At 44.9% G+C, this 24,460-nt stretch carries 23 protein-coding genes and 1 tRNA gene; 12 read left to right on the forward strand and 12 right to left on the reverse strand.

From position 1 onward, the window contains the following. Nucleotides 1-134 precede the first annotated feature (134 nt). Both LZZ85_RS05430 and LZZ85_RS05435 read left to right on the forward strand, forming a co-directional pair. Nucleotides 135-1,520, forward strand: a complete 1,386-nt coding sequence (locus tag LZZ85_RS05430) for a M48 family metallopeptidase (RefSeq protein WP_237869367.1) — start codon at nt 135-137, stop codon at nt 1,518-1,520. Between the two features lie 28 nt (nt 1,521-1,548). Next, a complete protein-coding gene (locus LZZ85_RS05435; RefSeq protein ID WP_237869369.1) occupies nt 1,549-3,099 on the forward strand; it encodes a DUF6770 family protein in 1,551 nt (516 codons plus the stop codon). Between the two features lie 96 nt (nt 3,100-3,195). On the opposite strand, the gene LZZ85_RS05440 is transcribed toward LZZ85_RS05435, so the two are convergent. The 4 genes from LZZ85_RS05440 to LZZ85_RS05455 all read right to left on the reverse strand — a co-directional run bounded on the left by LZZ85_RS05440 (nt 3,196) and on the right by LZZ85_RS05455 (nt 5,819). Beyond that, a complete protein-coding gene (locus LZZ85_RS05440; protein WP_237869371.1) occupies nt 3,196-3,846 on the reverse strand; it encodes a tetratricopeptide repeat protein in 651 nt (216 codons plus the stop codon). 194 nt (nt 3,847-4,040) lie between these two features. Beyond that, nucleotides 4,041-4,499 (reverse strand): VOC family protein, encoded by a 459-nt coding sequence (locus LZZ85_RS05445; protein ID WP_237869373.1) that lies wholly within the window; start codon nt 4,497-4,499, stop codon nt 4,041-4,043. 85 nt (nt 4,500-4,584) lie between these two features. Next, nucleotides 4,585-5,094 (reverse strand): DinB family protein, encoded by a 510-nt coding sequence (locus LZZ85_RS05450; protein WP_237869376.1) that lies wholly within the window; start codon nt 5,092-5,094, stop codon nt 4,585-4,587. 206 nt (nt 5,095-5,300) lie between these two features. Continuing rightward, a complete protein-coding gene (locus LZZ85_RS05455; RefSeq protein WP_237869378.1) occupies nt 5,301-5,819 on the reverse strand; it encodes a DinB family protein in 519 nt (172 codons plus the stop codon). A gap of 412 nt (nt 5,820-6,231) precedes the next feature. Here LZZ85_RS05455 and LZZ85_RS05460 point away from each other — a divergent pair. The 5 genes from LZZ85_RS05460 (at nt 6,232) to LZZ85_RS05480 (ending at nt 13,603) form a co-directional block, all read left to right on the forward strand. Next, nucleotides 6,232-6,303 (forward strand) — tRNA-Arg (locus LZZ85_RS05460). Nucleotides 6,304-6,726: 423 nt separating this feature from the next. Continuing rightward, nucleotides 6,727-7,107, forward strand: a complete 381-nt coding sequence (locus LZZ85_RS05465) for a hypothetical protein (protein WP_237869380.1) — start codon at nt 6,727-6,729, stop codon at nt 7,105-7,107. A 140-nt stretch (nt 7,108-7,247) separates the two neighbouring features. Next, nucleotides 7,248-7,877 carry an SMI1/KNR4 family protein gene (locus tag LZZ85_RS05470; RefSeq protein ID WP_237869382.1) on the forward strand — a complete coding sequence of 210 codons (630 nt, stop codon included), beginning with the start codon at nt 7,248-7,250 and terminating at the stop codon, nt 7,875-7,877. An 857-nt stretch (nt 7,878-8,734) separates the two neighbouring features. Beyond that, a complete protein-coding gene (locus LZZ85_RS05475) occupies nt 8,735-12,559 on the forward strand; it encodes a M36 family metallopeptidase (protein ID WP_237869384.1) in 3,825 nt (1,274 codons plus the stop codon). Nucleotides 12,560-12,886: 327 nt separating this feature from the next. Continuing rightward, entirely contained in the window at nt 12,887-13,603 is a 717-nt protein-coding gene (locus tag LZZ85_RS05480) for a hypothetical protein (protein ID WP_237869386.1), read from the forward strand. A gap of 261 nt (nt 13,604-13,864) precedes the next feature. Here the strand turns inward: LZZ85_RS05480 and LZZ85_RS05485 are convergent, their stop codons facing one another. Both LZZ85_RS05485 and LZZ85_RS05490 read right to left on the reverse strand, forming a co-directional pair. After that, nucleotides 13,865-14,221 (reverse strand): YybH family protein, encoded by a 357-nt coding sequence (locus tag LZZ85_RS05485; RefSeq protein ID WP_489884418.1) that lies wholly within the window; start codon nt 14,219-14,221, stop codon nt 13,865-13,867. Between the two features lie 686 nt (nt 14,222-14,907). After that, nucleotides 14,908-16,353: a serine hydrolase domain-containing protein gene (locus LZZ85_RS05490; protein ID WP_237869390.1), complete on the reverse strand. Its 1,446-nt coding sequence runs from the start codon at nt 16,351-16,353 to the stop codon at nt 14,908-14,910. 79 nt (nt 16,354-16,432) lie between these two features. Between LZZ85_RS05490 and LZZ85_RS05495 the strand changes: the two genes are divergently transcribed. The 3 genes from LZZ85_RS05495 to LZZ85_RS05505 all read left to right on the forward strand — a co-directional run bounded on the left by LZZ85_RS05495 (nt 16,433) and on the right by LZZ85_RS05505 (nt 18,081). Further along, the gene (locus LZZ85_RS05495) at nt 16,433-17,086 is read left to right on the forward strand and encodes a hypothetical protein (RefSeq protein WP_237869392.1); all 654 of its coding nucleotides are present in this window, start codon (nt 16,433-16,435) and stop codon (nt 17,084-17,086) included. Beyond that, on the forward strand, nt 17,083-17,274 hold the full coding sequence (locus LZZ85_RS05500; protein ID WP_237869394.1) for a helix-turn-helix domain-containing protein: 192 nt from the start codon (nt 17,083-17,085) through the stop codon (nt 17,272-17,274). Before LZZ85_RS05495 ends, LZZ85_RS05500 begins: the two co-directional genes overlap by 4 nt. A 177-nt stretch (nt 17,275-17,451) precedes the next feature. Continuing rightward, nucleotides 17,452-18,081 (forward strand): hypothetical protein, encoded by a 630-nt coding sequence (locus LZZ85_RS05505; protein WP_237869396.1) that lies wholly within the window; start codon nt 17,452-17,454, stop codon nt 18,079-18,081. A gap of 18 nt (nt 18,082-18,099) precedes the next feature. Here the strand turns inward: LZZ85_RS05505 and LZZ85_RS05510 are convergent, their stop codons facing one another. From LZZ85_RS05510 to LZZ85_RS28355, 6 genes are all read right to left on the reverse strand, one after another. Next, nucleotides 18,100-18,603 carry a DUF1801 domain-containing protein gene (locus LZZ85_RS05510; protein WP_237869398.1) on the reverse strand — a complete coding sequence of 168 codons (504 nt, stop codon included), beginning with the start codon at nt 18,601-18,603 and terminating at the stop codon, nt 18,100-18,102. Beyond that, the gene (locus LZZ85_RS05515; protein WP_237869399.1) at nt 18,600-18,989 is read right to left on the reverse strand and encodes a hypothetical protein; all 390 of its coding nucleotides are present in this window, start codon (nt 18,987-18,989) and stop codon (nt 18,600-18,602) included. The genes LZZ85_RS05510 and LZZ85_RS05515 overlap by 4 nt, the downstream gene beginning before the upstream one ends. A gap of 61 nt (nt 18,990-19,050) precedes the next feature. Further along, nucleotides 19,051-19,590, reverse strand: coding sequence for a hypothetical protein (locus LZZ85_RS05520; RefSeq protein WP_237869401.1), 540 nt, complete (start codon nt 19,588-19,590; stop codon nt 19,051-19,053). A 22-nt stretch (nt 19,591-19,612) separates the two neighbouring features. Then, nucleotides 19,613-20,872, reverse strand: a complete 1,260-nt coding sequence (locus tag LZZ85_RS05525) for a DUF418 domain-containing protein (protein WP_237869403.1) — start codon at nt 20,870-20,872, stop codon at nt 19,613-19,615. A gap of 142 nt (nt 20,873-21,014) precedes the next feature. Next, a complete protein-coding gene (locus LZZ85_RS05530; protein WP_237869405.1) occupies nt 21,015-22,184 on the reverse strand; it encodes a DmpA family aminopeptidase in 1,170 nt (389 codons plus the stop codon). Between the two features lie 141 nt (nt 22,185-22,325). Next, nucleotides 22,326-22,448, reverse strand: coding sequence for a hypothetical protein (locus LZZ85_RS28355; protein ID WP_255724000.1), 123 nt, complete (start codon nt 22,446-22,448; stop codon nt 22,326-22,328). Nucleotides 22,449-22,859: 411 nt separating this feature from the next. Between LZZ85_RS28355 and LZZ85_RS05535 the strand changes: the two genes are divergently transcribed. Together LZZ85_RS05535 and LZZ85_RS05540 are read left to right on the forward strand one after the other, a co-directional pair. Beyond that, entirely contained in the window at nt 22,860-23,915 is a 1,056-nt protein-coding gene (locus LZZ85_RS05535; RefSeq protein ID WP_237869407.1) for a hypothetical protein, read from the forward strand. Between the two features lie 364 nt (nt 23,916-24,279). Then, on the forward strand, nt 24,280-24,456 hold the full coding sequence (locus LZZ85_RS05540; protein ID WP_237869409.1) for a hypothetical protein: 177 nt from the start codon (nt 24,280-24,282) through the stop codon (nt 24,454-24,456). Nucleotides 24,457-24,460 lie beyond the last annotated feature (4 nt).

The following is a 24,460-nucleotide window of genomic DNA, read 5'->3' on the forward strand; positions in this document are numbered from 1 at the left end:
AGTTTAATGGTTTAGCCGTTTAATAGTTCAATGGTTTAATAGTGCGATCCGGCACTGTTAAACCATTGAACTATTAAATTTTTAGGCCGTTTGAATTTTCAGATCCGTTTTTTATCTTTGTCGCCACCACCACCATGTATCGTAAACCTTATTTTAGTCGCCGCAGCTTTGCCTGCGTGCTGATTTACCAGCTACTTGTTTTTTCCGTAAACGCGCAGGATAATGCGATCTATTCTTTTCAGCAGGATGATACACTTGTCAGGAAGGGCTATCTCGAACAGAGCCTGAAAAAGAAAGAAGATGTAATAAAGAATTCTGATAAGACGTTTGCTTCCGATTTTAAGAAAGTCTACCAGGAGCAATTTGAAGAGATCGCCGGTCTATGGAAAAGCGGTCGGGTTGTAACAGCGCCTGCTGTTCATCAGTATCTGCAATCCATCGTTCAAGAGATCATTTCCCGAAATCCACCACTGGCGAATATTGATGCACGGATCGTGTTTTCCCGCGACTGGTGGCCCAATGCCTACAGTATGGGCGATGGCAGTATTGCCGTAAATGCCGGTCTGTTTGTGTATTTCAATAATGAAGCGGAGCTCGCTTTTGTGATCTGTCACGAACTCGCGCACTACTATCTTGATCATTCAGGTAAAGCGATACGCAAATATGTGGAAACGATCAACAGCACGGCATACCAGTCCGAACTGAAAAGACTTTCCACCACAGAATTCCGGAAGAACACGCAGCTGGATTCGTTATCACTCAATAATATCTTCAGCCGCCGTCGTCATATGCGGGCCAATGAAGCCGAGGCTGACAGGTTTGCATTTTCTTTATTGAAGAATACAAAATTCAGCACGGAAGGTATCAGATCATGTTTACAATTGCTCGATAGTATTGACAATGCTACTTTGTTCCAACCGCTGAAACTGGAACAGGTATTTCATTTTAATGAGTATCCTTTCCGGAAAAAATGGGTCCAAAAGGAATCGATGATCTTTAGCGAAATGGATCAGAAGGAAAGTGAAGACAAGAGAACGGACTCATTGAAAACACACCCTGATTGCCGGTTGCGGATCGAAATGCTGCAGGATTCCATTGCACAGACAGCAGGAGCCGGAACGTCATTTGTTGTAGATAGGAATATATTCCATAAACTGAAAACGGAGTTCCATTACGAGATTGCGGAGCAGTGTTATCGCGACGAACAACTCAGCCGGAACCTGTATTATAACCTGCTTTTATTGCAATCGCCTCAATATAGAAGAACCGCCGTGTTTTCGATCGCCCGTTGCCTTAACCTGATCTATGACAAACAGAAAGATCATAAAGCAGGACTGGCGATAGAAAAAGAAACACCCGGATACCCCGCAGAATACAATTTACTTCTCCGGATGCTTGACCGGTTACGCCTGGAAGAGATCGCTAACATCAATTATCATTTCTGTTCTTATTACGCGGCAGAAATGAAAGATTACCCCGGCTTCGTTAAAGAAGGTCAGAAAGCACAGGTACGTAAATAAACCACCACAATAAACAAATCAAACAGACATGAGACAGATCCTGGTTGCCCTATGCCTTGCCATCACCGGCATTACGGCACTCAATGCACAAAAACTCTCGATCGAGAACGTTTACAAAATGACCCTTCGCAACTCTGATGCGATCAGAGAAGGAAGCGAAGTGAAAGGATACTACTTCTTTTATGTAAGCGACAAGATCGACAGAAAAACAAATGAATACACGCTTCAGATCACCGATAATAACCTGAAAAAACTAAAGGATATCAAATTCCAGGATTCAAAAGATGTGACGATCCTTGAATCCTCATTCAATGGAACCGACCTGATCTTTCTTTTCTATAACAGCGATGCGCGCACGTTCGAATACCAGGTATATGGTGCGGACGGGAAAAGAAAGTTCACGTACAACAGGGAGCTGAGTAAAAAGGAAAGGCGTTACCTGGAAACAACCTATCTCGCAATGGATGACGACGACCGCACAATGAAAGGTCTGTATCCTATCAATGGCGCCGGCTTTATTTCCAATATGCCCAGCCGTGAGGAAAAGGACTATACTTTCCAGCTTGACTATTTCGGTACGGATAAAAGAAAGCAATGGACGTACATTCCGACAGTTGGGGCAAAGAAATTTATTGGTGACTACCTTGGTACGTTCAACGATGTTGTGTATATGGAGGTTTTGAAGTTCGGAAGCATGATGGATAGCAAGCCGAACTCATTTCTCGTTGGTCTCGATCTTAAAACAGGAAAGCAATTGTTTGAGGTTTCTACAGAGGAGAAGGAATACAAATTCTACCCGGCGAGTATGTCCGTTATGAATGACGGCAAAGCTTATATCTATGGTGAATATTTTAGTCCAGACGGTAACATCGTCAAAGACAAATCACTTGGATTTGCTTTCTGGGGTGTTGATGAAAAAGGAAAAGTGCTGAGCGAGAAATATTGCGGATGGGGCCAGTCATTTGGAAAGTATCTTAGTGTGAGTTCCAAAGGAAAGATCGAAGATTTCGGATTCATGTATGTGCACAATATGTTCCAGACTGCGGATGGATCCATCTTTGCGATCGGAGAGGGGTATCAGAAAACAGCCAGTGCGCTTGGTATCATTTCCCAGGTTGCGACAGCAGGCCGTGCAGGTATCAGCACCGTTAAAGTAAAAGTAACTGACATGATCCTCATCAAATTTGATAAGGATTTCAATGTAAAAGATGCAAAGATCTATGAGAAAAAACCGAATAAGGTGGAGCTGGCAAGCGGTATGGAATTCGTGAGTACTCCTTTGATCGGTAAGTTGCTGAAGTATACGTTTGGTGATTTTGATTACGCTTATTCACAATTAAGTGCTGATGCAGAATCGTTCACTGTTTGCTATTCTGACTATGTAAAAGGAAAGGATTATAAAGGCGGAACGTTCAATTCGATCAGCTATCATAATGGAAAGATCACTACTGACAAGATCAATACGAAATCTGACGCGTCACAAACATCGGTTCTTCCTGGCAAACAGGGGCAGGTGTTAGTCCTGGATTACTATAAGAAGGCAAAGAAAATGGATGCGCATTTTGAGAAGATGAATTAGCGGATACAAAGCCAAAAGCCCAAACTAAAAAAGCAAAAAATACAATCCGGTGTGTTTGTATTTTTTGCTTTTTTAGTTTGGGCTTTTGGCTTTGTATTATCCCGGCATTCTCGAGATATACTTCTCAATCTGTTTGATCTGATCAACGATCTGAGGAGTAGTTGGTTTCAGTGCTTTTGCTTTACGGAAGAAATCCTTGCTTGCGCGGAATTCCCTTTTATTCATCATGATGCTGCACATCTGCAGGTAGGCGGCAGCTTCATTTTCTTTATCAGGAAGACCCTTGCGGATCGCTCCGCGTATGTATGATTCAGCTTGTTTCAGGTCATTTTTTTGCATGGCGATCATTCCCATCTGAAGCATGCTGGCGCCTTCAGCTTCTTTCATTGGCATGCCGAGGTCGAGGCCTTTCTTCATCATTTTTTCTGCACCGTCAAAATCCTGCTTCATCATCGCGATGTTTCCTTTCAGTGTGTAGTACACAGAGCGGATGGGCTTGTAAAGCAGGTTGGGGAACTGTATAGATGCCAGTACTTTTTCAGCGCCATCCATATCGCCGGTTTCCATGTATTCCTGGATCAGGCGTAGCGGTCCGAAGAAGAAATGTCCCAGAATCAGGATCAGTCCAACAAAATAAAGCGGGAATGCGGGCCAGAAGCCGGCTGCATAGTTAACATAGCCACCGAGTACGGCAAGCACGATGCCTATCCAGAGGCGATACTTGATCAAAAGGTTGTAAAACTTCATAAGGCCGCAAAGATAATACGCGAATGAACACCAATGGCCGCGAATAAGCGCGAATAGAGTCTGTTTGGTTGAAAGTCCTTCAGAATGGCCTGGTATGTATTTGTTTAACTATGTTGAATAGAATATAACTAATTCTATTTTAGTCTTTTAGGGTTCTTTAGCGGGCACTGGTGTTCCTTCGCGATTCGTGGCCATTAGTGTTCATTCGCGTCATTAATTTCGAGCCAATACCCATCAGGATCCCGGAACCAGATCTGTTTTACCCCGTCCGGACGGGTAGTGACGGCTGATTGGGTACCGGCCCAGTCTTCAAAAGGAACTTTATGGGCTTTCAGGCCAATGATGAAATCTTCGATGGATTGGACCGAAAAGCAGAGATGGGCGTTTTTATTGTGGGCTGTTGGCTGGGCAGCTCCGCTGATAATATGCAGCTGGCTTTTGGCACCGATGCTGAACCAGGCGTGGCGGCCATCATGGAATGGTTCTGGAATTGTATCCAGGCCGATCACCTGCTGGTAGAAACGGGTACTTTTTTCCAGGTCCACTACATAAATGGCGATATGATTGAGTTGGGGCATAGGCTTTTTTTGCTGAGCGTTTGCGTGGTTGAGGCAGGCAAGTAAGACCGCTATGATGTATGGAAGTCTTTTCATAGCACTAAAAGTATTTTAAAATATAAAAACGACAATGGGCAACAGAACATATTCGCTCTGTTGCCCATTGTTTAATGTTGACCGATCACTTTAGGCTTAAAGATTTCAGGTAAAGAATTCCCTGGCAACGGTGCTGGATCTCCTGGTCTATATACCTTAAAACAAAGGAGTATACCGGGCCTGAGCCAAGACCGAAAACAGTTTGTTTTTCATTCAGCCGCTCGATTGGCATATTCTCCCAAAGGCGATTGATCTCTTCGGTTGTATCATCCCATCGCGTCAGCAGATCTTTCTTATTCAGTGGTTTCGCTATTGTATTCCATGACCGGCTAAAGCTGCCTGTCGGTTGCCAGTGTCCGCTCGTAATACCGATTGCTGCGGGGATACTCATGCTGATGATCTCCCAGGCAAGCTCTGAAAATGGTTTCATGCCGTCCATAGAATAAAAGAACAGGTGATCTTCCGGGAAAGATTCGATTAACTGCCTGGTCTGCAATCGTTCATCCTGCCAGTAGGCCAGCATAACTTCTGGTGTGATTGAAATAGGTTGGGTGGAATTCGTCTGTGTCGTCGTTTTGCTCATCGTTGTCGTCATATCTAAAGTATTTGCAGTTGAGAAATTAGTTGGTACGCCAATAATGCACGAAAACGCGAATAGTTCACTAATGGCTGCGAATTTTCGCGAATGATGTCCTACAGTGCTGGTTCTTCGTGAAAATGAAGCTAAATATCTCTGATAGTTTGCTCCCTGTTTAAACGACCCATTCGTGTTCATTCGCGGCCATTCGCGGCCATTGGCGGTCATTCGCGTTCCCAGAAGTAAGGAGGCTCAATGTTCAGCGCTCTCAGGTAAACGTATCCCTGTCCGCGGTGATGGATCTCATTATCGATCACATAGAACAGCAGCCAGTGCATAGAGCCGGGCCATTGGCCGAAGGCGACATCTTCTTCCTGCATGCGTTCAGGCGTCAGATCCTGCCAGATGCGTTGCAGTTCTTTGGTAGAGAGGTCCCAGCGGTCGAGGAGTTCCTTTTTGGTCGTTGGTTTATCTTTCCACTGAGCGAGCGCGGGCAGCTCTTCTGTTTTCTTCCATTCTTTATAGGCCGCACCATGCAGCGAAGGGACGCCCATTTCCAGGAATTCGAGTACGAGTTCGCCAAAAGGGCGCATTCCGCCAACGGAAAAAGTAAAGAGATGTTCGTCCGGGTATTTTTCGATCATCTTGCGGGTGAGATTGCGATGCCCCATCCAGTGTTTGAATACCTGGTCCATGGTAAGTGCGGTGGCGGTTGATGCCGGGTTCAATGTTGCTGTTGACATATTCGTTGGTTTTATGGTTTATGATCTCGTTGACCATACAAAGCAACGAAGGGCTAGTGACAGCCCTGTGTCAACAGCATCAGGCGATTTCAAAATATTTTCAGGGATAGGATTTTGCAGCCATGAGTGAGCATAATACGTTGATTATTTTCGGTTTAACAGGTGTTAGAGCAGTGTTTGATGTGTTCTTGATCTGTTGCTGTAGTAGGTTCACGCGCACTTCTAAGTGTTTTTGCAAGCAGAAACGACCTGATCGGATTGCATGGGGTGGTGAGGAGTATCAGCTATAGAATTAGCGAAGGCTGATAAAGGAGCGGCAGAATCTGTTTTAATGGAAAGGAAATTCGCATGGAAACCGTTATTTTTGCGCCCCTGCTTGTCAGCCATAGCGTTAGTGAAGGTTGATAAGTCTGGTCCCGTAGTTCAATGGATAGAATAGAAGTTTCCTAAACTTTTGATACAGGTTCGATTCCTGTCGGGACTACAACCTTTAATTCTTACAGGAATCAGAATGATTTAAAAAGCCTGAAAGTCGTTGACTTTTAGGCTTTTCTCGTTTTTCGCCAGGTTTTAATTCCTGCAGCAAACAGGCGGTTGGTTTTCAGTCTTTTCAAAAAGCTCAAACGAAATTTGTATGGTGAATGGCAGAAGTGTAGCGTTACATGAGAGCTCCGGTGTTTTTCAACACTGCTCCGCGCCGCCTGTTTTTGGCAAACTGTTCGTACGGGAAATTAGAACTATTAACATCGGCTATAAGGCACCGAGTGATTTTGCGCTCTTAGTACTCCAACGAACTGCACGAAAATTGAAGGTAATGTCAGGCTCCCAGCGGCTTGCGCCTGTTTCGAATTTGAGTTAAAGAAGAAAGGAAAGATTTTTCTTTTAAGTAAAACGGATTTATAGTACAATGATTAGGCATTTCAATTATTATTTAACCGGAGCAGGGTGGGCGGAAGCGCGGTTCGTTAGTGACTCACAGGAAATCTCTTTTGAGGTTTCTTATCTTAGTGATCCTCTCTTTGAACTTTGTACTGGGCTTGCATCGCTATCAGATGGCTCCAAAACAGAATTAGACATTGTATTTGCGGATGAGCCTGGAGAGCATTGTCTTTATCTCAGAAAAATTGATAATTTTCTGTTAACAGAGATATATTGGTCTGATGAATGGTCGCTCTTACAGGGCGAACAAAGGCTGCCAACTGATACGCAACCTATATACAGGGAGGAGGGCACCATTCAAAATTTCAGTACTGTTGTCTTTGAAGGTATTCGAGATTTACTTAATTGACATTCTCATGAGGAGTATAAGGAAAAATGGATAAATCATGAATTTCCAGCTGAGGCTTTTGAAGGACTTAATGTAATTACATCTTTAATGAACGGCAGATAATTTTTGTTAATGAGTTTTAAAACCGAGGATCTCAGTAAATGAAAGAAAAGCTCCAAGATGTTCTTGCAAAAACACGTTGCCTGGGGTGTGACACCCATGAGTTAATCTTTGCTCCCCCGGCAGAGGAACAAGAGGTAGCGATAGTCGAAGAAATGCTGAAGTTGCAAATCCCGGACGATTTCAGAGCCATCCTAAGAAGTTTATCGGCGAAGGTTCAATGCACCTGGGTTCTTCCCGATGATTTTACCCTACCTAATGAGTTTAGGGGGCTGTTTTGTGGCAACATGAATTGGGGGCTTGATTCTTTAAAAGAATTAAACGATAATAAAGATGGCTGGATAAGGGAAGTATTTCCAAATCCAGGCGACTCTTACGACAAGATATGGCATAATAAATTTGTATTTCAGGAAGTTGGAAACGGTGACTTTCTTTCTATTGATCTGTCTCCAGAAAATACAGGGAAAATCATTTATTTGAGTCACGATGATGGTGAAGGGCACGGCTACACGATGGCCAACTCATTTACTGAATTTCTTGCCAGATGGGTACAAATTGGATGTGTCGGCGCTGAAGATTGGCAATGGTTACCTTTTGTCGAATCAAAATCAAGCGGGATTGATCCGGAATGCCCAAATGCTATCCTTTGGAGGAAAATGATTGGACTTTGAAAGCATCATATTTTATACTATTTATCTAATTACAGATAAGAATAGGTGGAGCGCCTCAACTGATACCTATTTTTCGCCTTCGATTTAAAATAAAACTTACAGACTGAATAAACGCTATAGAACAAAAACGCCAAGAGGCCCGATCCAGACCATCTCAATATTACTGTCACTAATTTCCTCAATCCTGTTAAACCGATTCGAATCTTCCTCATTGTTAATTTCCGGTTTATTTCTAGTGATGTAAAAAGCAAATTGGCATATGACAATACCGCCAAACTTGAGATGGATTTGAATGAACTCTCGGATGTCCCTTTTGGGTTTAAAACTTTAGTGAGTAAACTTTATTTTCCCATTTTTATAATGCTTGGCCCGGGCTTTGACAACATGTGAGTCACCGCACTCTTTTGTAAATCTATTTAAGGGAAGAGCGGCCGCCCGACAAGGCAAGACCCACAAGTCATCAAAAGTGCGACCAATCAATAGTAACGCCTCTTTCCCGTCGCCATATTATTTGCACATAAAATCACTGTCAAAAAAATTGAATTTTAAAAAGATTCTTTATATTCATCTGTCGCTATACCACAAAAGATCAGGGAAAAGCAGTCAGTGAAATATGATGGATTGATAAACATATGCACGCTTTTGCTTCTGTATGATCAGCAAGGCATTGTCGACCGCAGCATGAGATCTAATCCGGATAAGTAATTCCCTGCTTTTGGACAGTTTTATAAGCGTTTTGTCTTTGCGGTCCTGCAACCTCCTCTTCCTATGTTATGTTTATACCGGCGATAAAACGCCTATCCACTTCCCTTGCAAAATCTACAGGTATCATCACACTCATTATCTAATCTTGATTCATGCAATTAAAATTTTACATTGCCTGCGTTACTGCAAGTTTGCTGCTATGTGGCACGACTATCAAAGTGGAGGGTCAGTCGTTAAAAGGGTTACCCAATGAAGTTAAAACCAATCGTGAACTGCTCGAGAAAAATGCATCGGCCTTAGGGATTTCCAAAGCCGATATTAATGATGCCATCATTACCGATATCTACACGGATAATGTAAGCGGCATTACTTACCTGTATGTGCAACAGGCTTACCAGGGGATCAGGGTATACAATACAATAATTTCGGGTGCTATCAGGAATGGGCTGGTGCAATCGCGTCAGGGAGCATTTGTTCCGGATCTTAGAAATAAAATAAAGACCATCATACCATCGAAAACACCCATCGATGCTGTTCGTACATCCGCGAAACACCTGGAACTGAATGACCGCGCGGCTTTCACCACCGTTTCGGATGATTTTTTGAACACAAAAAGTTATAAGATCAGCCGTTCGGGAATTGCTAAAAAAGATATTGAAACGACCTTGTTTTTTGTACCCGATGCAGATCGAAAAACATTAAAACTTGCCTGGAACGTCAGCATTGATGTGGCAGGCTCCAACGATTGGTGGAATGTGCGCATTGATGCCTTGACCGGTGAATACCTTGAAAAAAATAACTGGACAGTGTATGAAGAAAATAATGAGATCCGTGAAAACAGCTTATCTGTCGGATCCGGGCGGAAACAAAAAAAGCGGCTTTTTTCATGGGGTGCAGGTTTGCTGAGTCCTACCGGTCAAGCCGCCGGTAATACCCCTCCCAACGTGACCACTGCCACATACAGGGTGATCCCGTTTCCGTATGAAAGCCCAATACATGGTTCCTTTGCGAATAGCGTCAATCCATGGGAACTGGCGGGTCCAAGTAACAACGCAACTACTCATGGCTGGCATTTTGATGGCACCAATAACTATACGGTCACAAGAGGCAACAACGCTTTTGCCTTCCTGGATCGCGATAACAGTAATACGCCCAATGCGACCAACAACTGGCCGGATACTTCTGCCACTCCCACACCGGATCTGAGTTTTATCCATACCCTGGAAGCCGGAGTTCAACCGCATCTGAGTATAGAAACAAAAAAAGCCGTGTTGGATAATTTGTTTTACTGGAATAATATTATTCATGATGTTACCTATCAGTATGGCTTTACGGAAGCAGCAGGTAATTTTCAAACAGATAACATAGGGAGAGGTGGTACCGGCAATGATCATGTAATGGCCAATGCACAGGATAATTCAGGATATAATAATGCCAACTTCAGTACACCAGCGGACGGAAGCAGTGGCAGAATGCAGATGTACCTGTATAACACGCAGCCGCTTTTTTCGATCACCAGCCCAGTAAACATCACCAATATACCCACACGGGAGAACAGCTTTACAGCGCCCAACAAACTGGCGGATATCGGACCGCGCAGCGGTCTGGTGGTAGTGTATGATACTGATCCAACATATAACACTGCCTGTGCCGCTTCGCGTGATGCATCCAGGCTGGCAGGTAAATTCGCGCTGATAGACGCAACAGTCTGCAACTTTATTTTAAAAGTCAAAAATGCCCAGAATGCCGGTGCGATCGGCGCGCTGCTGTATTATGATAACATTCTTGGCCTGGGCGGCACAGATGCTACCGTCACTATTCCCTGCATTTCAATAACGACAGCGACTGCCTCTACGATCATCAATTACAATAACGCCAATATGCCGGTAAGCATCACACTCGAAGGCGGCATAAGAAGAGATGGAGACCTGGATAATGGTATAATCACACATGAATACGGACATGGTGTGTCGAACAGGCTGACCGGTGGTCCGGCCAATTCGGGCTGTTTAGGAAACGCAGAACAGGGTGGTGAAGGCTGGAGCGATTACCTGGCATTGATGTTAACCACTGATTGGGCAAATACAGCCTTGAATGCAGGCGCCAATCCGCGGACAATGGGAAACTATGCATCGGAGATGGCCGTCAACGGCCCCGGGATCCGCCGCTATCCTTATTCTACCAATATGTCGATAAACCCGCTTACCTATGCGAACGTGGCTTCAAACACGGCGGTCCATGCCATTGGTGAAGTATGGTGCGCTGCATTGTGGGACATGACCTGGAATATCATCCAGCAGACCAACAGCATTGAAACCAACATTTATAATGCAGCAAGTACAAAAGGTAATGTAGTTGCGTTAAACCTGGTCATGACCGGGATGAAATTGCAGACATGCTCACCCGGCTTTTTAGATGCAAGAGATGCCATCCTGATGGCTGATTCCATATTGTATAGCAACGAACACCGATGCGCCATCTGGAATGCATTTGCGAGGAGAGGAATGGGCTATAGTGCCAGACAGGGTTATAGTACAGTCGCCACAGATCAAACAGCGGCATTTGACCTTCCTGCTACCTTGCGGGTCGCGTACAGCGGACCCGTACAACTGACTGAGTCTTCGCAGCGAACCATTACACATCAGCTTGCCTGCGATTGTGCTCCTTTGACCAATATGATCGTAAGAGATACGCTGCCAGCCGGCTTCACCTTTGTGAGCAGCTCACCCGCTGGCGCTACAGTGAATGGCAATGTGGTTAGTTTCCCTGCTACTTCCTTTGCGGCCAGTGAAGCAAAAACATTTTCCATTACCGTACAAACGCCATCGATCAGCTGTCTGGTCAATACACCAGTCAATGATGACCGGGACGCTAATACTTCCGGTGGTTTGGTATCAGCCGGTACGTCTGGATGGGTTAGTAATACAACCTATTCTCACAGTCCTGTTAACTCCTGGTTCAGCAGAACTCCTGCCACCCCTTCCGAGAATACACTGACTTCTCCTGTCCTGACCCCTGTTGCCGGCACAAGCCTTAGTGTGCTGTCTTTCTGGCACCATTACAATACCGAACTTGGTTATGACGGAGGCGTGATAGAATATTCCATCAACGGCGGGACCACCTGGCTGGACGCGTCGCCATTGATCATCCTTGGCAACTATCCGGCTCTTACCCTGGGTTCCGGTACGGCTCTTGTTGGACGACGCGCGTTCTCGGGCACCAATTATACGTTCACTCCTGTGATGGTTGATCTTAGCTCTCTTGGCACAACACCTGTGCAGTTCCGGTTCAGGAGTGTTAGTGATTCAGGCCTGGGTATAGACGGCTGGTATATAGATGATATTGTAAAAACCGACGGCTGCGGCGGCTTCTTAAAAACAGGTATTTATACAAGTGGCGGCGCATTTGTAGACACTATGTCCACACCGGTCTTCCTGACAGCAGGTGGTGTTTTGCCGGTAACCTGGCTGGGCTTTACGGCGCAGATCGTCAATAGGGAAACTGCTTTGCAATGGAAGGTGACCAACGAAGTCAATGTGAACCGTTACGAAGTGGAATACGCAACTGATGGAAGAAGTTTTGAAAAACTGTTTGAAGTACAGCCCAGTTCATCAGCGAGCGCTGATAAAACATACAATCAGAAGCATGCATCGCCTGCGGCAGGTAATAATTACTATCGGATAAAACAGCTTGATCATGACGGACGCAGCAGTTATAGCAGGACAAGACTGGTGACAATGGAATCTGCAGATAATATCATTGTCAGTCCAAATCCGGCACAATCAATCGTCCGTATCCAATCAGCTACCGCGATGAAAAGCATCCAGGTGATCAATGTAGCCGGCCAGCCGGTGCTTACAGCAAATCCGTTGAGTAACAGCCATAGCCTGAATGTTGCCGCATTGCCGCCAGGTACTTACGCGGTAAGAATAGAAACAAACAACAAAATTGTTATACAAAAACTGGTAAAGCAATAACACCGGAATTATAGGTTTGTCTGAAGATCAACCACTGCAGAGCCTGCAGTGGTTGATCTTTTTTATTCAAAGGCTGTCATTCTGAAAATCTTTTCACGGAAGATTTTTGCGAAATGTCAAATCCATCCTGTTCTGCCGGATTTATCCTGTTCAATGGCGTTTTTAAGTTTTAAATGATGAAAATCTCCTCAGATCACTGGCGTTTACGCCAGAGATTTGTACGCCGATTTTTATGTGTGATGAAAAAACTGGTAGACGGGAATTCAAGAAGTTTAACCGAAGTCGGCAAATACTGCAACGGGTAATTTTTACGTCTAAAACTTGTGTATGCGACCAATTGCTGCAAAAATCCGCTTTGATAGATCCGGCTATTATTTCATCGCATTGATGGCATTAGCCATTGCCGGCTTTTGGCCCTCCTACTTTTCCCGGTTCTTTAATGGTACGAATGACTATAACTTCTACTTCCATTTTCATGCGGTGATGATGGTTTTATGGGTGGTGGCACTGATCATCCAGCCATTGCTCATAAGGAAAAAGAAATTAGCTGTTCACCGGCTCATCGGAAAGTTTACCTATTTGCTGATGCCGGTCATGCTGATCTCGGTTCTGCTGATAATGAATAGCGGCCTGAAGAAGGTGCCGGAGGAGGAGAGGTCTTTTTCCGCGGTGATTTTTCCGGTCAGGGATTTTTTCCTGCTGGCGATTGCGTTTTCTATAGGAGTATGGCATCGGCGAAATGTGCAGATCCATGCGAGGGCAATGATCATAACGGGAATTGTATTTATCGAACCTGCACTGTTCAGGCTTTTAGGACAAATCTTTAGAGGAATGGCGCCAGCCGGGTTTTTAGTAGGAGTGTTTCTCATCTTGTCGCTACTGATCACACTGATCATTATGGAAAGAAGGCTGAAGTCGGGCAGGTGGCTATTCCCGGCTTTTCTGATCATTGATGTGATCGTGTACCTGCTATTGATTTTCGGGGTTTCCCTGTCGTTTTTGGATCCGATCGTAAAATGGTTTGCGAAACTGCCGCTGACTTAGCAGCTACTGGAGATCTTTTGAACTAAAACGGGAACTCTACGCCAGGCTTGACTTTAATTAGCTAAACGACATTGGACCCGGCTCTTGCATGCATTAAATTCGATAATGAATGAAATTTGCCCGGCACCTCCTGCGCTATGCTTCAGCGGGCAGGCTCCGGGATGAAAAACTGCTGATGTCTTAACTAAAGCAATATCTCACATAAGTCGATGTATAAACAGCCAGTCTGGATCTGCCGGACATCTTATAAAGGTGAAGGTATTATTTTGGCGGAGCAGTGTTTGAGTTAGCGATATCTCTCAATATTTTCCATTTGCCATCTTCTTTTTTCCAGAGGATGATGTACTTTTCTTCAGCAACGGCCTGGTCTTTAACGTAAACAGTTACAATTCCATCCTCAGCCAAAAGATCGGCGTTGCCGAATATGTCATTCGTTTTGAGATCAATTTTTGTTACTCCTGAATTGATAATGCCGGAAAAAACTGTTTGAATACCAGCTCTTCCTGTCACAGCGGGTCCGGCGAACATCAGCCTGGCGTCGGTGGTATAGGAGTTGGCAACGCCCACGGAATCGCCTTTGGCTATGAGCTCCATGAAGTTCCGGTTTTCGGCCTCGATCTCTTTTTTGCAGCAGTCAGATCAAAAGGAGCGACGATATCTTCTTTGATCACAGGTTGTTCAGCATTGTTACAGCTAATGGCGATAACAGATGCGAGCAGTAAAGACTGAGGGGCGTTCTTCAGCTTACCGATCGTCTATTCACCGTGATACTTCCGTTATTTTCCCGGGAGATCCTGTGTTTTTCCCATGGATTCCCTTTTGCGTACAGCGATATTTACAACAGAGAAATTTCTTAGTCACCGTCATTTTCAGGACTGGTGGAGGAGGGCAGTCCTGAAAAGGGCGGTGCGTTTTTTTTCATTTATTAGTATGATCAAAAAAAGGGATAGTGAGATAGGAATTGTGGAATTATACAAATGAAAGTGGGCGACGACAGTCAAACGCAGCAATGCGGATGCTGTCGTATGCCCATTTCTGGCCTGCGCGCGCGGCAATGAATGAAGCAGCGTGCGCGGCGGTAAATGGATCGTAGCGCGCGACGGTGAAAGGATCGCAGCGCGCGATGTGCATATTACCCCGCCCCCCGGGAAGACATAGAGCCCCGGGACTTATTAAACCTTCTGTGATATACTAACTTTTGTAACCTTTAAACTTACCAAACCTTCTAAACTTCCCCCCCATCTCGCCAACTTTTGCTCCTGATTCGCTTCAGCGTGGCATCAAATAATGACGATCTGTAACCGTCAATTGTTGCTCTTCATCAGGGAGTGCAATTTTTCTTTTGCTTCCGCATCATCGGGTTCAAGCAAAAGGTATTGCTCATAAATGCGGATCGCATTCGTTTTGTCTGCTGTCAGGCGATAACCCTCTGCAAGACTGTACAGCGCAGATGAAGATCCCGGAAAGCATTTTACATTCAATCTGAACAATGCAATCGCCGTCTGTGTTTTTTTATCAAATAATAAGTGATACGCCCACCTGTCTATTACACTCTCACGTAGTTGGTCCGACGGCCCTTTTCCAACAGCAAGCTTGTAGCCGGCTTCTTCCCCGTTACCCGATACTTCCCGGATCACTTTTTTGGTGAAGTAATATTTGTCCGTCGCTGTCGTAGCACCAAATAAAGTTGATTTGATCAGATTCGACGCATCCCAATAGTTTTCGACTTCTCCGTTGGTCATGATGATCACGGTATAGCCGAGGTCCGGGCAAATGAAAAACTCATTCGCAATGCCGAAATGTCCTCCTGTGTGACCCAGGATCCCATATCCGTTGAGTGTATCAGTACTCATGCCATAAGCGTAATATCCTCTGTCGTATTTTACTTTTCCTTTCAGATATAAACCGGTTGAATGTTTATTAAGCAGGACATTAGATAAAACTGCTTTTGAGAACCGAAGAAGATCTTCTGCTGTTGTATAATAACCGCCGGCTGGCCCGCCTTTAAAGACATTTACGTAGTTGTTGTTTTTCCAATGCCCGGGTTTTTCAGGTGACATGGTATAGCCGGTAGCAATGCGTGGCTGGGCATTGTCCAGCTCAAAAGCCTCCGTGTCCAGCATGCCCGCAGGTAGAAGAATATGATCCCGGACAAAATCAAAATAAGTTTGCCCGCTGACCTGTTCGATGATCTTACCCAGCAGGATGTACCCGGCGTTACTATATGCATAACGGCTTCCAGGTTTGAACGCAAGCGGTTTGCTGGCAAACAGGGGTAGGTAATCGTCCACGGACAGATATTTTTCTTTCGGCACTTTATCCAGCTCTTCCCAGAAATTCCCGAGTCCGGCGGTGTGGGTCAGTAGTTGATGGATCGTCACGCTATCCGCGATTGTTTTATTAGGGTAGTCTGGTAGATACCTGCCCACCATGTGGTCGATTGAAAGCTTACCGCTTTCAGCTAATTGCAGAATGGCCATCCCGGTAAACATTTTTGTCATCGAGGCCATGTTGAAACGGGTATGGAGCTGGTTACGGACCTGATCGGCCCTGTTTGCGAAGCCAAACGCTTTTTGATAAAGGATCTTATTGTTTTTCGCAACGAGGATCACTCCGCTTAAGTGATCGTGCTGTGCCATCTTTTCCAATTCCAGGCTGATCTTATTTATGCTTGCTTTATCTGTTTGTGCGGTCAATGAGGAAGCAGAGAATAGCATCACCAGAGTGCATATCAGGAAGGGTCGAATCATTGCGGGTAATATTTTCAGCGAATAACTGTAAATTTCCGCTGCGTTGATTGTACAAATGTCAAGGCGCTGGTTAAAGAAAATGGAAATCGAGGTATATCGACCACAGTCGCCGTTATTAAAGCAGCATGTAGCGTGTTTTTATGTGCTCAGACGGGCGGACAACGCTACTCCCACAACCTATCTAACGTTTCCCGGTGAGCACCAGGCAGTATCACTTTATGCGGACACGACGAGTGAAGTTACGGATGATACCGTGATCATCCGGCATGAACCGAATGGGGTGCTGGAGAGCCGTGTTGTAGGGCGATTTCAGAAAGCGGTTTGTGTGCGGTATGAAGGTCCGATATATGAGATCACCACGCTTTTCCGGCCGCTGTCCATCAATGCATTCCTGCCGTCTCCGTTGAAAGATCTGGCACCGGGGCATTTCCCTCCGTTTGATCCGTATCCCGATTTTATGGCTACAATGTCCGGCATTTATAAAATGACATCTACAGCGGAGCAGCTTCAGGCAATGGAAAAGTATTGGATGGGCAGGTATAACGGGTTTCAGCATCCTTTTCTGTCGTCTGTGCTGGAGCAGCTGTATAAAGATGATCCGGATGAACAGGGAATAGCTTCTATCTGCAGGCTTCATGGTATCAGCAGGCAAACCCTGCATCAGCATTTTGAGCGTTATTTGTGCAAAACGCCTTCGCTGTTCCGGAGATCCTGCGATTCAGACGGGCAATGAAGCACTATAAGCCGGAGAAATTTCAGTCGGGATTTTCACGGCTTTCTGCCATGTCGAATTATTTTGATCAATCGCACATGATCAGGGATTTTAAAGCATTGACAGGATATACGCCGAAGGATTTCTTTCCGGGTTTATCGAGGATCGGGGATGGAGAGGTGAATTTGATGGTTATCGACGGAGAGTAAAGACGGGAGCACGTTGTAAAGTGTCAGCCTTTTACCAGCAATGGCTTCCATCCAAGCGCGGCACTCGGCCATCGGTCATCGAACCAGTGTAGGAAGATCTCTTGACTAAAAGACATTCTATTATAATCCCTGCAGATCAATTTATTCTCCGTATTGTTATCACATTTATTTACTATTATGTCATTATCAAATAGAGCAACACGTCTTCTGGAAAATTCTGAAAGGGAGCACGTTTCTGTGAGTGAGCCCGTGATCAGAAGAATATTTGATCAGAATAATGCGCCGGTATTTGAAGCATTATTACAATTTCAAATGAAGTATGGGGGATATACTTTTTATGCCGGTCTGGCTCCTATCCGTTTTACGCTTCTGCATGGAGGCGGGGGTTATCCGGAATCTAATTATACCGCTGAGATTTATTTTCAGGCAGGCAATGTAGGTAACCCCCAGTATTATTTTGAGTGCGCACAAACTAAGTACCAGATGCAGTTCTTCCTGGATGAAGAGGGGCAGTATTATGAGGATTACGAAGTAAAGGCGTCGAGTTTTGAGAAAGTCATCGAGCATTTGGCATTAAGGAAGGAAATCGCAGGTAGAGATACTTTTGAGCGATTTTTTAATAGCGAGAAACTCAGTGTTCAGAAGCCTGAAGAGGTTCTCGGTCTTACCCTTATAGCTGAAGCTTCTGACGAATATTCCCAATGGTATCAGAATGAATTCATTTATATGGAGAAATGGAACGGGTGTACGTCGCTTTTTGTATCTAAGCATTATCCGGATAAAGAGAAGTTAGCCGAACTGAAATAAAAGTCATCACAGCATTGGTCATTTCATTTCCTGCTGGATCATCTTTTCCAAAACCTTTACGTCTACATCCGCCAGTTTTTTGATATAAAGGCAGCCAGCGCCTGTGGTATACTTTCCTAATTTTTTAAGCGCTTCAGTGTGATTCTGCAAGCCGGATAAAAGATATAGCGAGAGGTTAGCCTTACGGGGAGAAAAGCCCATTCTCATCCAATCTACTTCACGGCCGCTCTTTGGGCTAACATAAACTTTATTGCCAAAGCCGATAATGGCTGACCCCCACATTTTAGGTTTTGCTTTGCTGGCTTTTGCCATCATGTTGATGATGGTTTTTGTGTCTGCCCGTTTTTCTTCGTCAGTGATTTTGTTGACGAAGTCGTCTACACTCGAGTCAGTTTCGGTCGTTTTGATTTTTGCGAGCTTGGCCATGGGAATGTGGTTTATGGGAAGGTAGGAATTTTTGAGGGGTTTAAGTAACCTAACGGAGAGGTGGCCAGGGGTCTTGCCTAAATTCATTTTGCTCATTCATAATCTTCAGGTTTAATAGTGACGGTGAAAAGATGAATGCTATTCCAGTCACTATAACTGTATTCCAGCGTAATACGCAAATCGCGAAGGGGCTTGAATTCAGGGTTTGACTTTATCCAGTTGATGTTGCCTTCTCTTGTAGAACGTTCGATTTCCGCAAGGTCGTAATCTGCCGTGTCAATTTTTAAATATAAAATGTAGCGGAAGCGGTCTTCCTGGATTGCGACGGTAGTTTCAAGTGTTGTAATACTGTCGATCTGTCTGGGAAGGGTTTGGTTAAGTTTTTGGGACGTGGCTTTCAATATTTCATAGGTGGATGGTTTGCGCCGGTTATTGCAGGATAGGAGAATGAGTGCGATCAAGATCACGCAGAATTGTTTCATTATGCTGGTTTTCTTAAGAAGATAAAAAGGTTGGTGGCAGATTCAGTATGGTGTCTATTTATCAGATCTTACTATAGACGATATCCAGTTCGCATGCCAGCCTGTTGCTGAATTCTCCGATAAAGGCCGGGTTGAATTCCGGCCAGTTCCAAAAGATAAACCCCAGATCACTGAATCCCCAGGAAACATCGAAGTTGAATTGGTGGATTTCGGCAGTATGATCGCAATGCGGGCAACGCAGATCATCGCTTTCTCCGCTGGCCCATTGATCAATAAAGTCCAGCTCTCCACCTGCGATATCTTCATTACATGCGGGGCATTCAACTACATCTAACCCCAATTGGCCGGTATGAAAAATATCCCTTTCAGTTATGATTTCCAGGCCATTCGTGATCAGATCCAAAGGAAGCGCGGAAGGCTCGACTACTATCGACGCTGCTCCGGCGCCCATTGCATAACCTTTATTACCCAAAGTGCAGTCGGTTAGCTCACTCGCGACAATGCCGGCCCGTGTCAGCCATTCTAAAATTTCCTGCGCTTTCTTTTGACGGTCAGGATATCTCGAGATTTTTGGAACAATCGCTATTGATATATCTCCCATCTTATGAAGATATATTTTCTTTTTATACAGCAATAGATGTTTTCCTCATTTGCTGCCATTTCCCATACGTCGCACTGCGCCATAAATATTCAATCGGTCCATAGTTAAAATAACGCAACCACAAACGACTGAGGATGATCTGCCCGATAAACACCAGCACACCGAAGATGGTATAATAAAACGGTCCTACTTCTCCAATATAATTGAATCCTGCACCAAGGAAAACCACACTTCCAATGACCGACTGCAACAGGTAATTGCTGAATGCCATCTTACCCACCGGTGCTACAACGGACATTAGTTTCGCCACTGCCTTATTTTGAAAAAGCAGCATCAGCGCAGCAACATAGGCCAGTGCAAGCGGTGCAACGCCGAAAGCATAAGCGATCGTTTGATAAAGACCTTTTGTGTTCAACTGCCAGTAATCTGCCATACAGTAGCTCATATAGCGCGCGAGCAGATAATTGGCCGGCAGCCCGATCACTACACCCGTCGCAATGATCATATACAGGACCTTCTTGTGTTGCTGGATCCTGTTATAAAAACCTGACCGGCCAAGTGCGTACCCGATCAGGAAGATGCCGAGTACTTTAGGGATCCTGCTTACGAAGAACAGGTAGCCATACCGGAAAAAGAAGCCGGCTGTGTTGGCTTGAAGAGCTTCGCCCCAGCTTGCCTGTTTTAAATAAGCGGCAATATCCTGGTCGCTGGCCAGCATTTTGCCGGAGATCGCGTACATGACCTTCCCGCCTGTTTCATACATCAGTCCTGCGGGCGCATTCAGGAAAACCCAGTATGACTTTGCTGCATAAAGGACGATCGGGGAGAGGATCAGGATTATTCCCGTTATGATCATGGCCTTATTGGATAGTTTTCGCATCCACAGTAAAATGAACCCCAGCAATGCGTAAAAGAATACAATGTCACCAGGCCAGAGCATCAGGTGAATAGCACCCAGTACTAACATCCATCCCAATCTTCTTCTTACAAGGGGTGCGGCGTCAACGCCCTTATCTGCCGCTCTCTTCAGTTGCAGGGCGATTCCCCAGCCAAATAACAGGCTGAAGATGGAATAGAATTTTCCTTCAATGAACATATGGTGCAGGAACTCCATGGTGTGATCCTGTTCCGGTAACAGCCAAGGTCCTGTATTCGCCGGATTTTCGGTGTACCACGAAAAGCCAGCCAGGTTGGCAATGAAGATCCCGAGTATGGCGATCCCGCGCAGTACATCCATAAACTGTTCTCTGTCCTGCGAAGCAATGGGGGTTAGTTGTGGCATGTTGGTTTGGTTAAGTGATGACGAGGGAGACGATGGCTAATGGCTGATGGTCGTTGGCTGAATCTCTTTTTAGAGAAAATGATTTTTATTGATCTGAGCTTTATGGTATTCTTTAAATAGAGTGAGGTCAGTCATCGTGTCCTTACCGGATCCTGTTATATTTTTTCAGGATATCGATCACTGGTTTATGGGGCAATCCATAGGCTTTATTGCCATTGATGCCTTCCATTGTCTCTGCGGCGAGCATAGCGTTGACCACGGCTTCTTCTGTTGCTTTAACGGTCGCCACAAATACCGCATTGATGAAGTCGTTCGGCAAGTCATCTGCTTTTGTAAAGCTTTCGCGTTGGAATGCGGTAGGGTTCGCAGTGGAAAAGGCCAGGAAAATATCGCCGGAGCTGTTTTCGCCAAAACCTCCGAGGTTGCCGATCCCGAGAGGAACTCTTGCTGCAACACGTTTTAACTGATGAGGAAGTAATGGTGCATCTGTCGCTACGATCACGATAATAGATCCCTGCCCTGGCTTGTAAGAAGGGGCTTCCTTTAATTCATAGTTCAGTGTGTCTATCAGTTCGCGGCCAACGGGAACGCCCATGATACTGAAACTTGATTTGGCTCCGAAATTTGACTGTACGAGTACACCTACCGTATAAGTTGAGTCTTTTATTTTGATCACCCTTGAGGCGGTGCCTGTACCACCTTTGAATCCCAGGCACATCATGCCTGTACCTCCACCGACATTCCCTTCTTTGATAAAGCCGCTTTTCGCACTATCCAGCGCTTCCCAGGCATTCTCTTCTTTCACATGAAAACCGTATATGTCGTTGAGGAAGCCATCATACGTTTCCGCCACCACCGGATAAGTGTACCAGAAGTCTTCATTGTACCAACCCTTTTTCACATACCATTTCAGGACTGCATCCCTGACAACGCCAACACTATTGGTATTGGTGATCATGATCGGGCCTTCCAGGAAACCGGATTCGGTGATCCAGGTGGTACCCGTCATTTCTCCGTTACCATTCAACGAATACCAGTTAGCGTATACGGGGTTATTGTTTCTTCCCCTTGGCAGAATAGCTGTAACACCGGTTCTTACGGGGCCTTTACCACGGATATTTTTTCCCGTTCCGGAAATGATCGTGCTGTACCCAACTTCAACGCCTTTAACGTCGGTGATGGCATTGAATTTTCCGGGCGTTCCGGGAAATGGAATACCAAGCTCTCTCGCACGTGGTTTTTGCTGGGCATGACTTTGGGTAAGTAATGCCAGGCTCAGAAGCAGGATTGCTGGTTTTCGTGATACATTCATTATGTAAGGTTTAGATGGGTTTATATTATTTCTTTCATTCCTGTTTTAACCTTTCTCCGCAGTGCTTTTGTATCAAAGGGCAGGACGTTACATCGTCTGATCGCCTGGGCGTAAAATTGATCTCGTCAAAATCGAAATTCTTCAGGCTGCCGGTATAAACAGGATGACATTGTTTGGCTTCGTCTCTGCCTGCCAGGTGCAGGCATTCCTGAACGGATCATTGATGCTATAATCACCGAATGTCATTTCGTATAGAGGCTGCAATTGGATTGATCAGGTTTCGATATCCTGGCGGATCTGTCTTTTACCGAACTTCCGGTCATAAGGGCATTCAGGTTACAATATTTAAACAGGGCTGGGGCAACAGTATTACAGGTTATTCTGTGGTATTGGGGAAATTAAAGTTCCATAGAGTGTGGGGAATAGGATAATAGAAATTCCGCTTTAGACAGGAGAAACTGTGCGAAATTTTCAGGAAGATACACTTTTGGACGAAGATTGCCGGCATGGGCTTTATGGAATGTATATTATCTAATAGATCCGGCACCTTTCGAAATGAGCATATCTGGTCAGGGTTTTGCTGTCTACCTGCTTTCGAATAATAGAAATATCCCACCTTCAGGGGAATGACATTTTTGCGGCAGGACCTTATTTTCACAAGGTAAAAGCTGAGCAATGAAAGTCTTGGTCTTCATACTGGCCCTGATCCTCCACCTGGATCTTTCGGCGCAAAAGAAAACATTTGATATTGTTAGTTATACGGCTCCATTGGCCTGGACAGAGGAGGTGCAGGAAAGTTATGTTGCCTATTCAAAGAGAAGTGGCGATTTATGGGGGCAGGCGGCCATCTATAAAAGCACGGCAAGCAAAGGGGATATTGACAGCGATATGCAAAAAGAATGGGAAGCTGTGGTTATATCATTGCGTGCCGTTGAAAAAGAAGAGAAGACGGCTCCAAAGACTTTCAATGGCTGGACGGTGATGAGCAAAAGCGGCACCTGGAAATACAACGGCGCAGATGTTGCCACCATTCTTATTGTTTTCAGTAATGGGAAAACATGTGTCAGTCTTTTGTGCAACGCTACCGCAGAATCTTACCTGAAAGAGTTTGTTCAGATGACGCAGTCAGTGGAATTAACGGCTCAGTCAATAACCGCGACGGGAGATCCTGCTCCGGTCAGTAATAACCAAACCGGGGCTGGCTCCCTTATCGGATTATGGGGAACTGATAATAATGAAACCTCGGGATATATGAATGGAATGCCGGAGACAACGGGTGGTTATTTCAGAAAGGAATATGAGTTTTATAAAGATGGTACATATCTCTACCGGGCTAAAGATTGGTCGAATTTTGCAAAAGAGATCCGTTTTGCATTTGAGACCGGTACGTATAAGCTGACGGGAGATCAGCTGACGCTTACACCGGTTCAAGGAAAGACTGAATGGTGGAGCAAGGCCTCCGATGGGAGGACAAGTGGATGGGGACGCCGGATAAGGACAGGTGCGTTTAAGCCGGAAAAAGTTAGTTACACAATGGAGATCAGATATCTCTCAGGGATGGAAAGATCATGTCTGTATCTGAAGTCAGGAAAACCGACTGAGCGCGACGGTGCGTCGGGTGCGCAGGTAAACGCGTTGCAGGAATTCAGTTATGGGAATCGTGATAAGTCAGAGGAGTCATTGATTGATATACCTCCCGGATTGAAGACAGGATTTGAAAGGAAGAGGTAAAGTCGTTTCTATCTAATGACACATGCGGCAAGATGCGTTGAATGTACATGCATGTGTTGAAATAGTGATTGTATTAAGATTTTTCGGTTGAGGTTTTGATTTTGTTCATTACGTATAATTCTGCGAGCTCGGTCATTAATCGTTAGACTTCGGTCGAATGATTAATGACCGGGCTCGCCCTATTATAAGACGAAAGTCGCCATCAACAAATTCTGTTGAAAAAACATCTTTTATGCGTTAAAAAACAGGTTTGTTTCTATGCGCATGCGCTGACTTCGTTACTATCTTTAGTAAAGCTCATAGAAACGCTGAGCTAGTTTGTCAGAAGTCAATAAACATATCTATTCATTTAAATCACTTGTGTATGTATACTGAAAAAGAAATCAAAGCCATGATCGACTATCTCGAGAACAGGATTCGAGAAGGAGTTACGCGTGAAGAAGCGATTGAAGACCTAATGTATTTGGGAATAGTTGAATCGGATGGGAATTATACCGAATTCTATAAGAATTTACTCACCGATTCTGGAATAGATGTCTAATTTG

Origin of the sequence: Terrimonas ginsenosidimutans (assembly GCF_022012415.1) — a bacterium.
GTDB classification, from domain to species: Bacteria; Bacteroidota; Bacteroidia; order Chitinophagales; family Chitinophagaceae; genus Terrimonas_A; species Terrimonas_A ginsenosidimutans.

Excerpts from the sequence above, each read along its gene's own strand:
- LZZ85_RS05430 (WP_237869367.1), top strand. The coding sequence starts at position 135 with ATGTATCGTAAACCTTATTTTAGTCGCCGCAGCTTTGCCTGCGTGCTG.
- LZZ85_RS05435 (WP_237869369.1), top strand. The coding sequence starts at position 1,549 with ATGAGACAGATCCTGGTTGCCCTATGCCTTGCCATCACCGGCATTACG.
- LZZ85_RS05440 (WP_237869371.1), bottom strand. The coding sequence starts at position 3,846 with ATGAAGTTTTACAACCTTTTGATCAAGTATCGCCTCTGGATAGGCATC.
- LZZ85_RS05445 (WP_237869373.1), bottom strand. The coding sequence starts at position 4,499 with ATGAAAAGACTTCCATACATCATAGCGGTCTTACTTGCCTGCCTCAAC.
- LZZ85_RS05450 (WP_237869376.1), bottom strand. The coding sequence starts at position 5,094 with ATGACGACAACGATGAGCAAAACGACGACACAGACGAATTCCACCCAA.
- LZZ85_RS05455 (WP_237869378.1), bottom strand. The coding sequence starts at position 5,819 with ATGTCAACAGCAACATTGAACCCGGCATCAACCGCCACCGCACTTACC.
- LZZ85_RS05465 (WP_237869380.1), top strand. The coding sequence starts at position 6,727 with ATGATTAGGCATTTCAATTATTATTTAACCGGAGCAGGGTGGGCGGAA.
- LZZ85_RS05470 (WP_237869382.1), top strand. The coding sequence starts at position 7,248 with ATGAAAGAAAAGCTCCAAGATGTTCTTGCAAAAACACGTTGCCTGGGG.
- LZZ85_RS05475 (WP_237869384.1), top strand. The coding sequence starts at position 8,735 with ATGCAATTAAAATTTTACATTGCCTGCGTTACTGCAAGTTTGCTGCTA.
- LZZ85_RS05480 (WP_237869386.1), top strand. The coding sequence starts at position 12,887 with ATGCGACCAATTGCTGCAAAAATCCGCTTTGATAGATCCGGCTATTAT.
- LZZ85_RS05490 (WP_237869390.1), bottom strand. The coding sequence starts at position 16,353 with ATGATTCGACCCTTCCTGATATGCACTCTGGTGATGCTATTCTCTGCT.
- LZZ85_RS05495 (WP_237869392.1), top strand. The coding sequence starts at position 16,433 with ATGGAAATCGAGGTATATCGACCACAGTCGCCGTTATTAAAGCAGCAT.
- LZZ85_RS05500 (WP_237869394.1), top strand. The coding sequence starts at position 17,083 with ATGAAGCACTATAAGCCGGAGAAATTTCAGTCGGGATTTTCACGGCTT.
- LZZ85_RS05505 (WP_237869396.1), top strand. The coding sequence starts at position 17,452 with ATGTCATTATCAAATAGAGCAACACGTCTTCTGGAAAATTCTGAAAGG.
- LZZ85_RS05510 (WP_237869398.1), bottom strand. The coding sequence starts at position 18,603 with ATGAGCAAAATGAATTTAGGCAAGACCCCTGGCCACCTCTCCGTTAGG.
- LZZ85_RS05515 (WP_237869399.1), bottom strand. The coding sequence starts at position 18,989 with ATGAAACAATTCTGCGTGATCTTGATCGCACTCATTCTCCTATCCTGC.
- LZZ85_RS05520 (WP_237869401.1), bottom strand. The coding sequence starts at position 19,590 with ATGGGAGATATATCAATAGCGATTGTTCCAAAAATCTCGAGATATCCT.
- LZZ85_RS05525 (WP_237869403.1), bottom strand. The coding sequence starts at position 20,872 with ATGCCACAACTAACCCCCATTGCTTCGCAGGACAGAGAACAGTTTATG.
- LZZ85_RS05530 (WP_237869405.1), bottom strand. The coding sequence starts at position 22,184 with ATGAATGTATCACGAAAACCAGCAATCCTGCTTCTGAGCCTGGCATTA.
- LZZ85_RS05535 (WP_237869407.1), top strand. The coding sequence starts at position 22,860 with ATGAAAGTCTTGGTCTTCATACTGGCCCTGATCCTCCACCTGGATCTT.
- LZZ85_RS05540 (WP_237869409.1), top strand. The coding sequence starts at position 24,280 with ATGTATACTGAAAAAGAAATCAAAGCCATGATCGACTATCTCGAGAAC.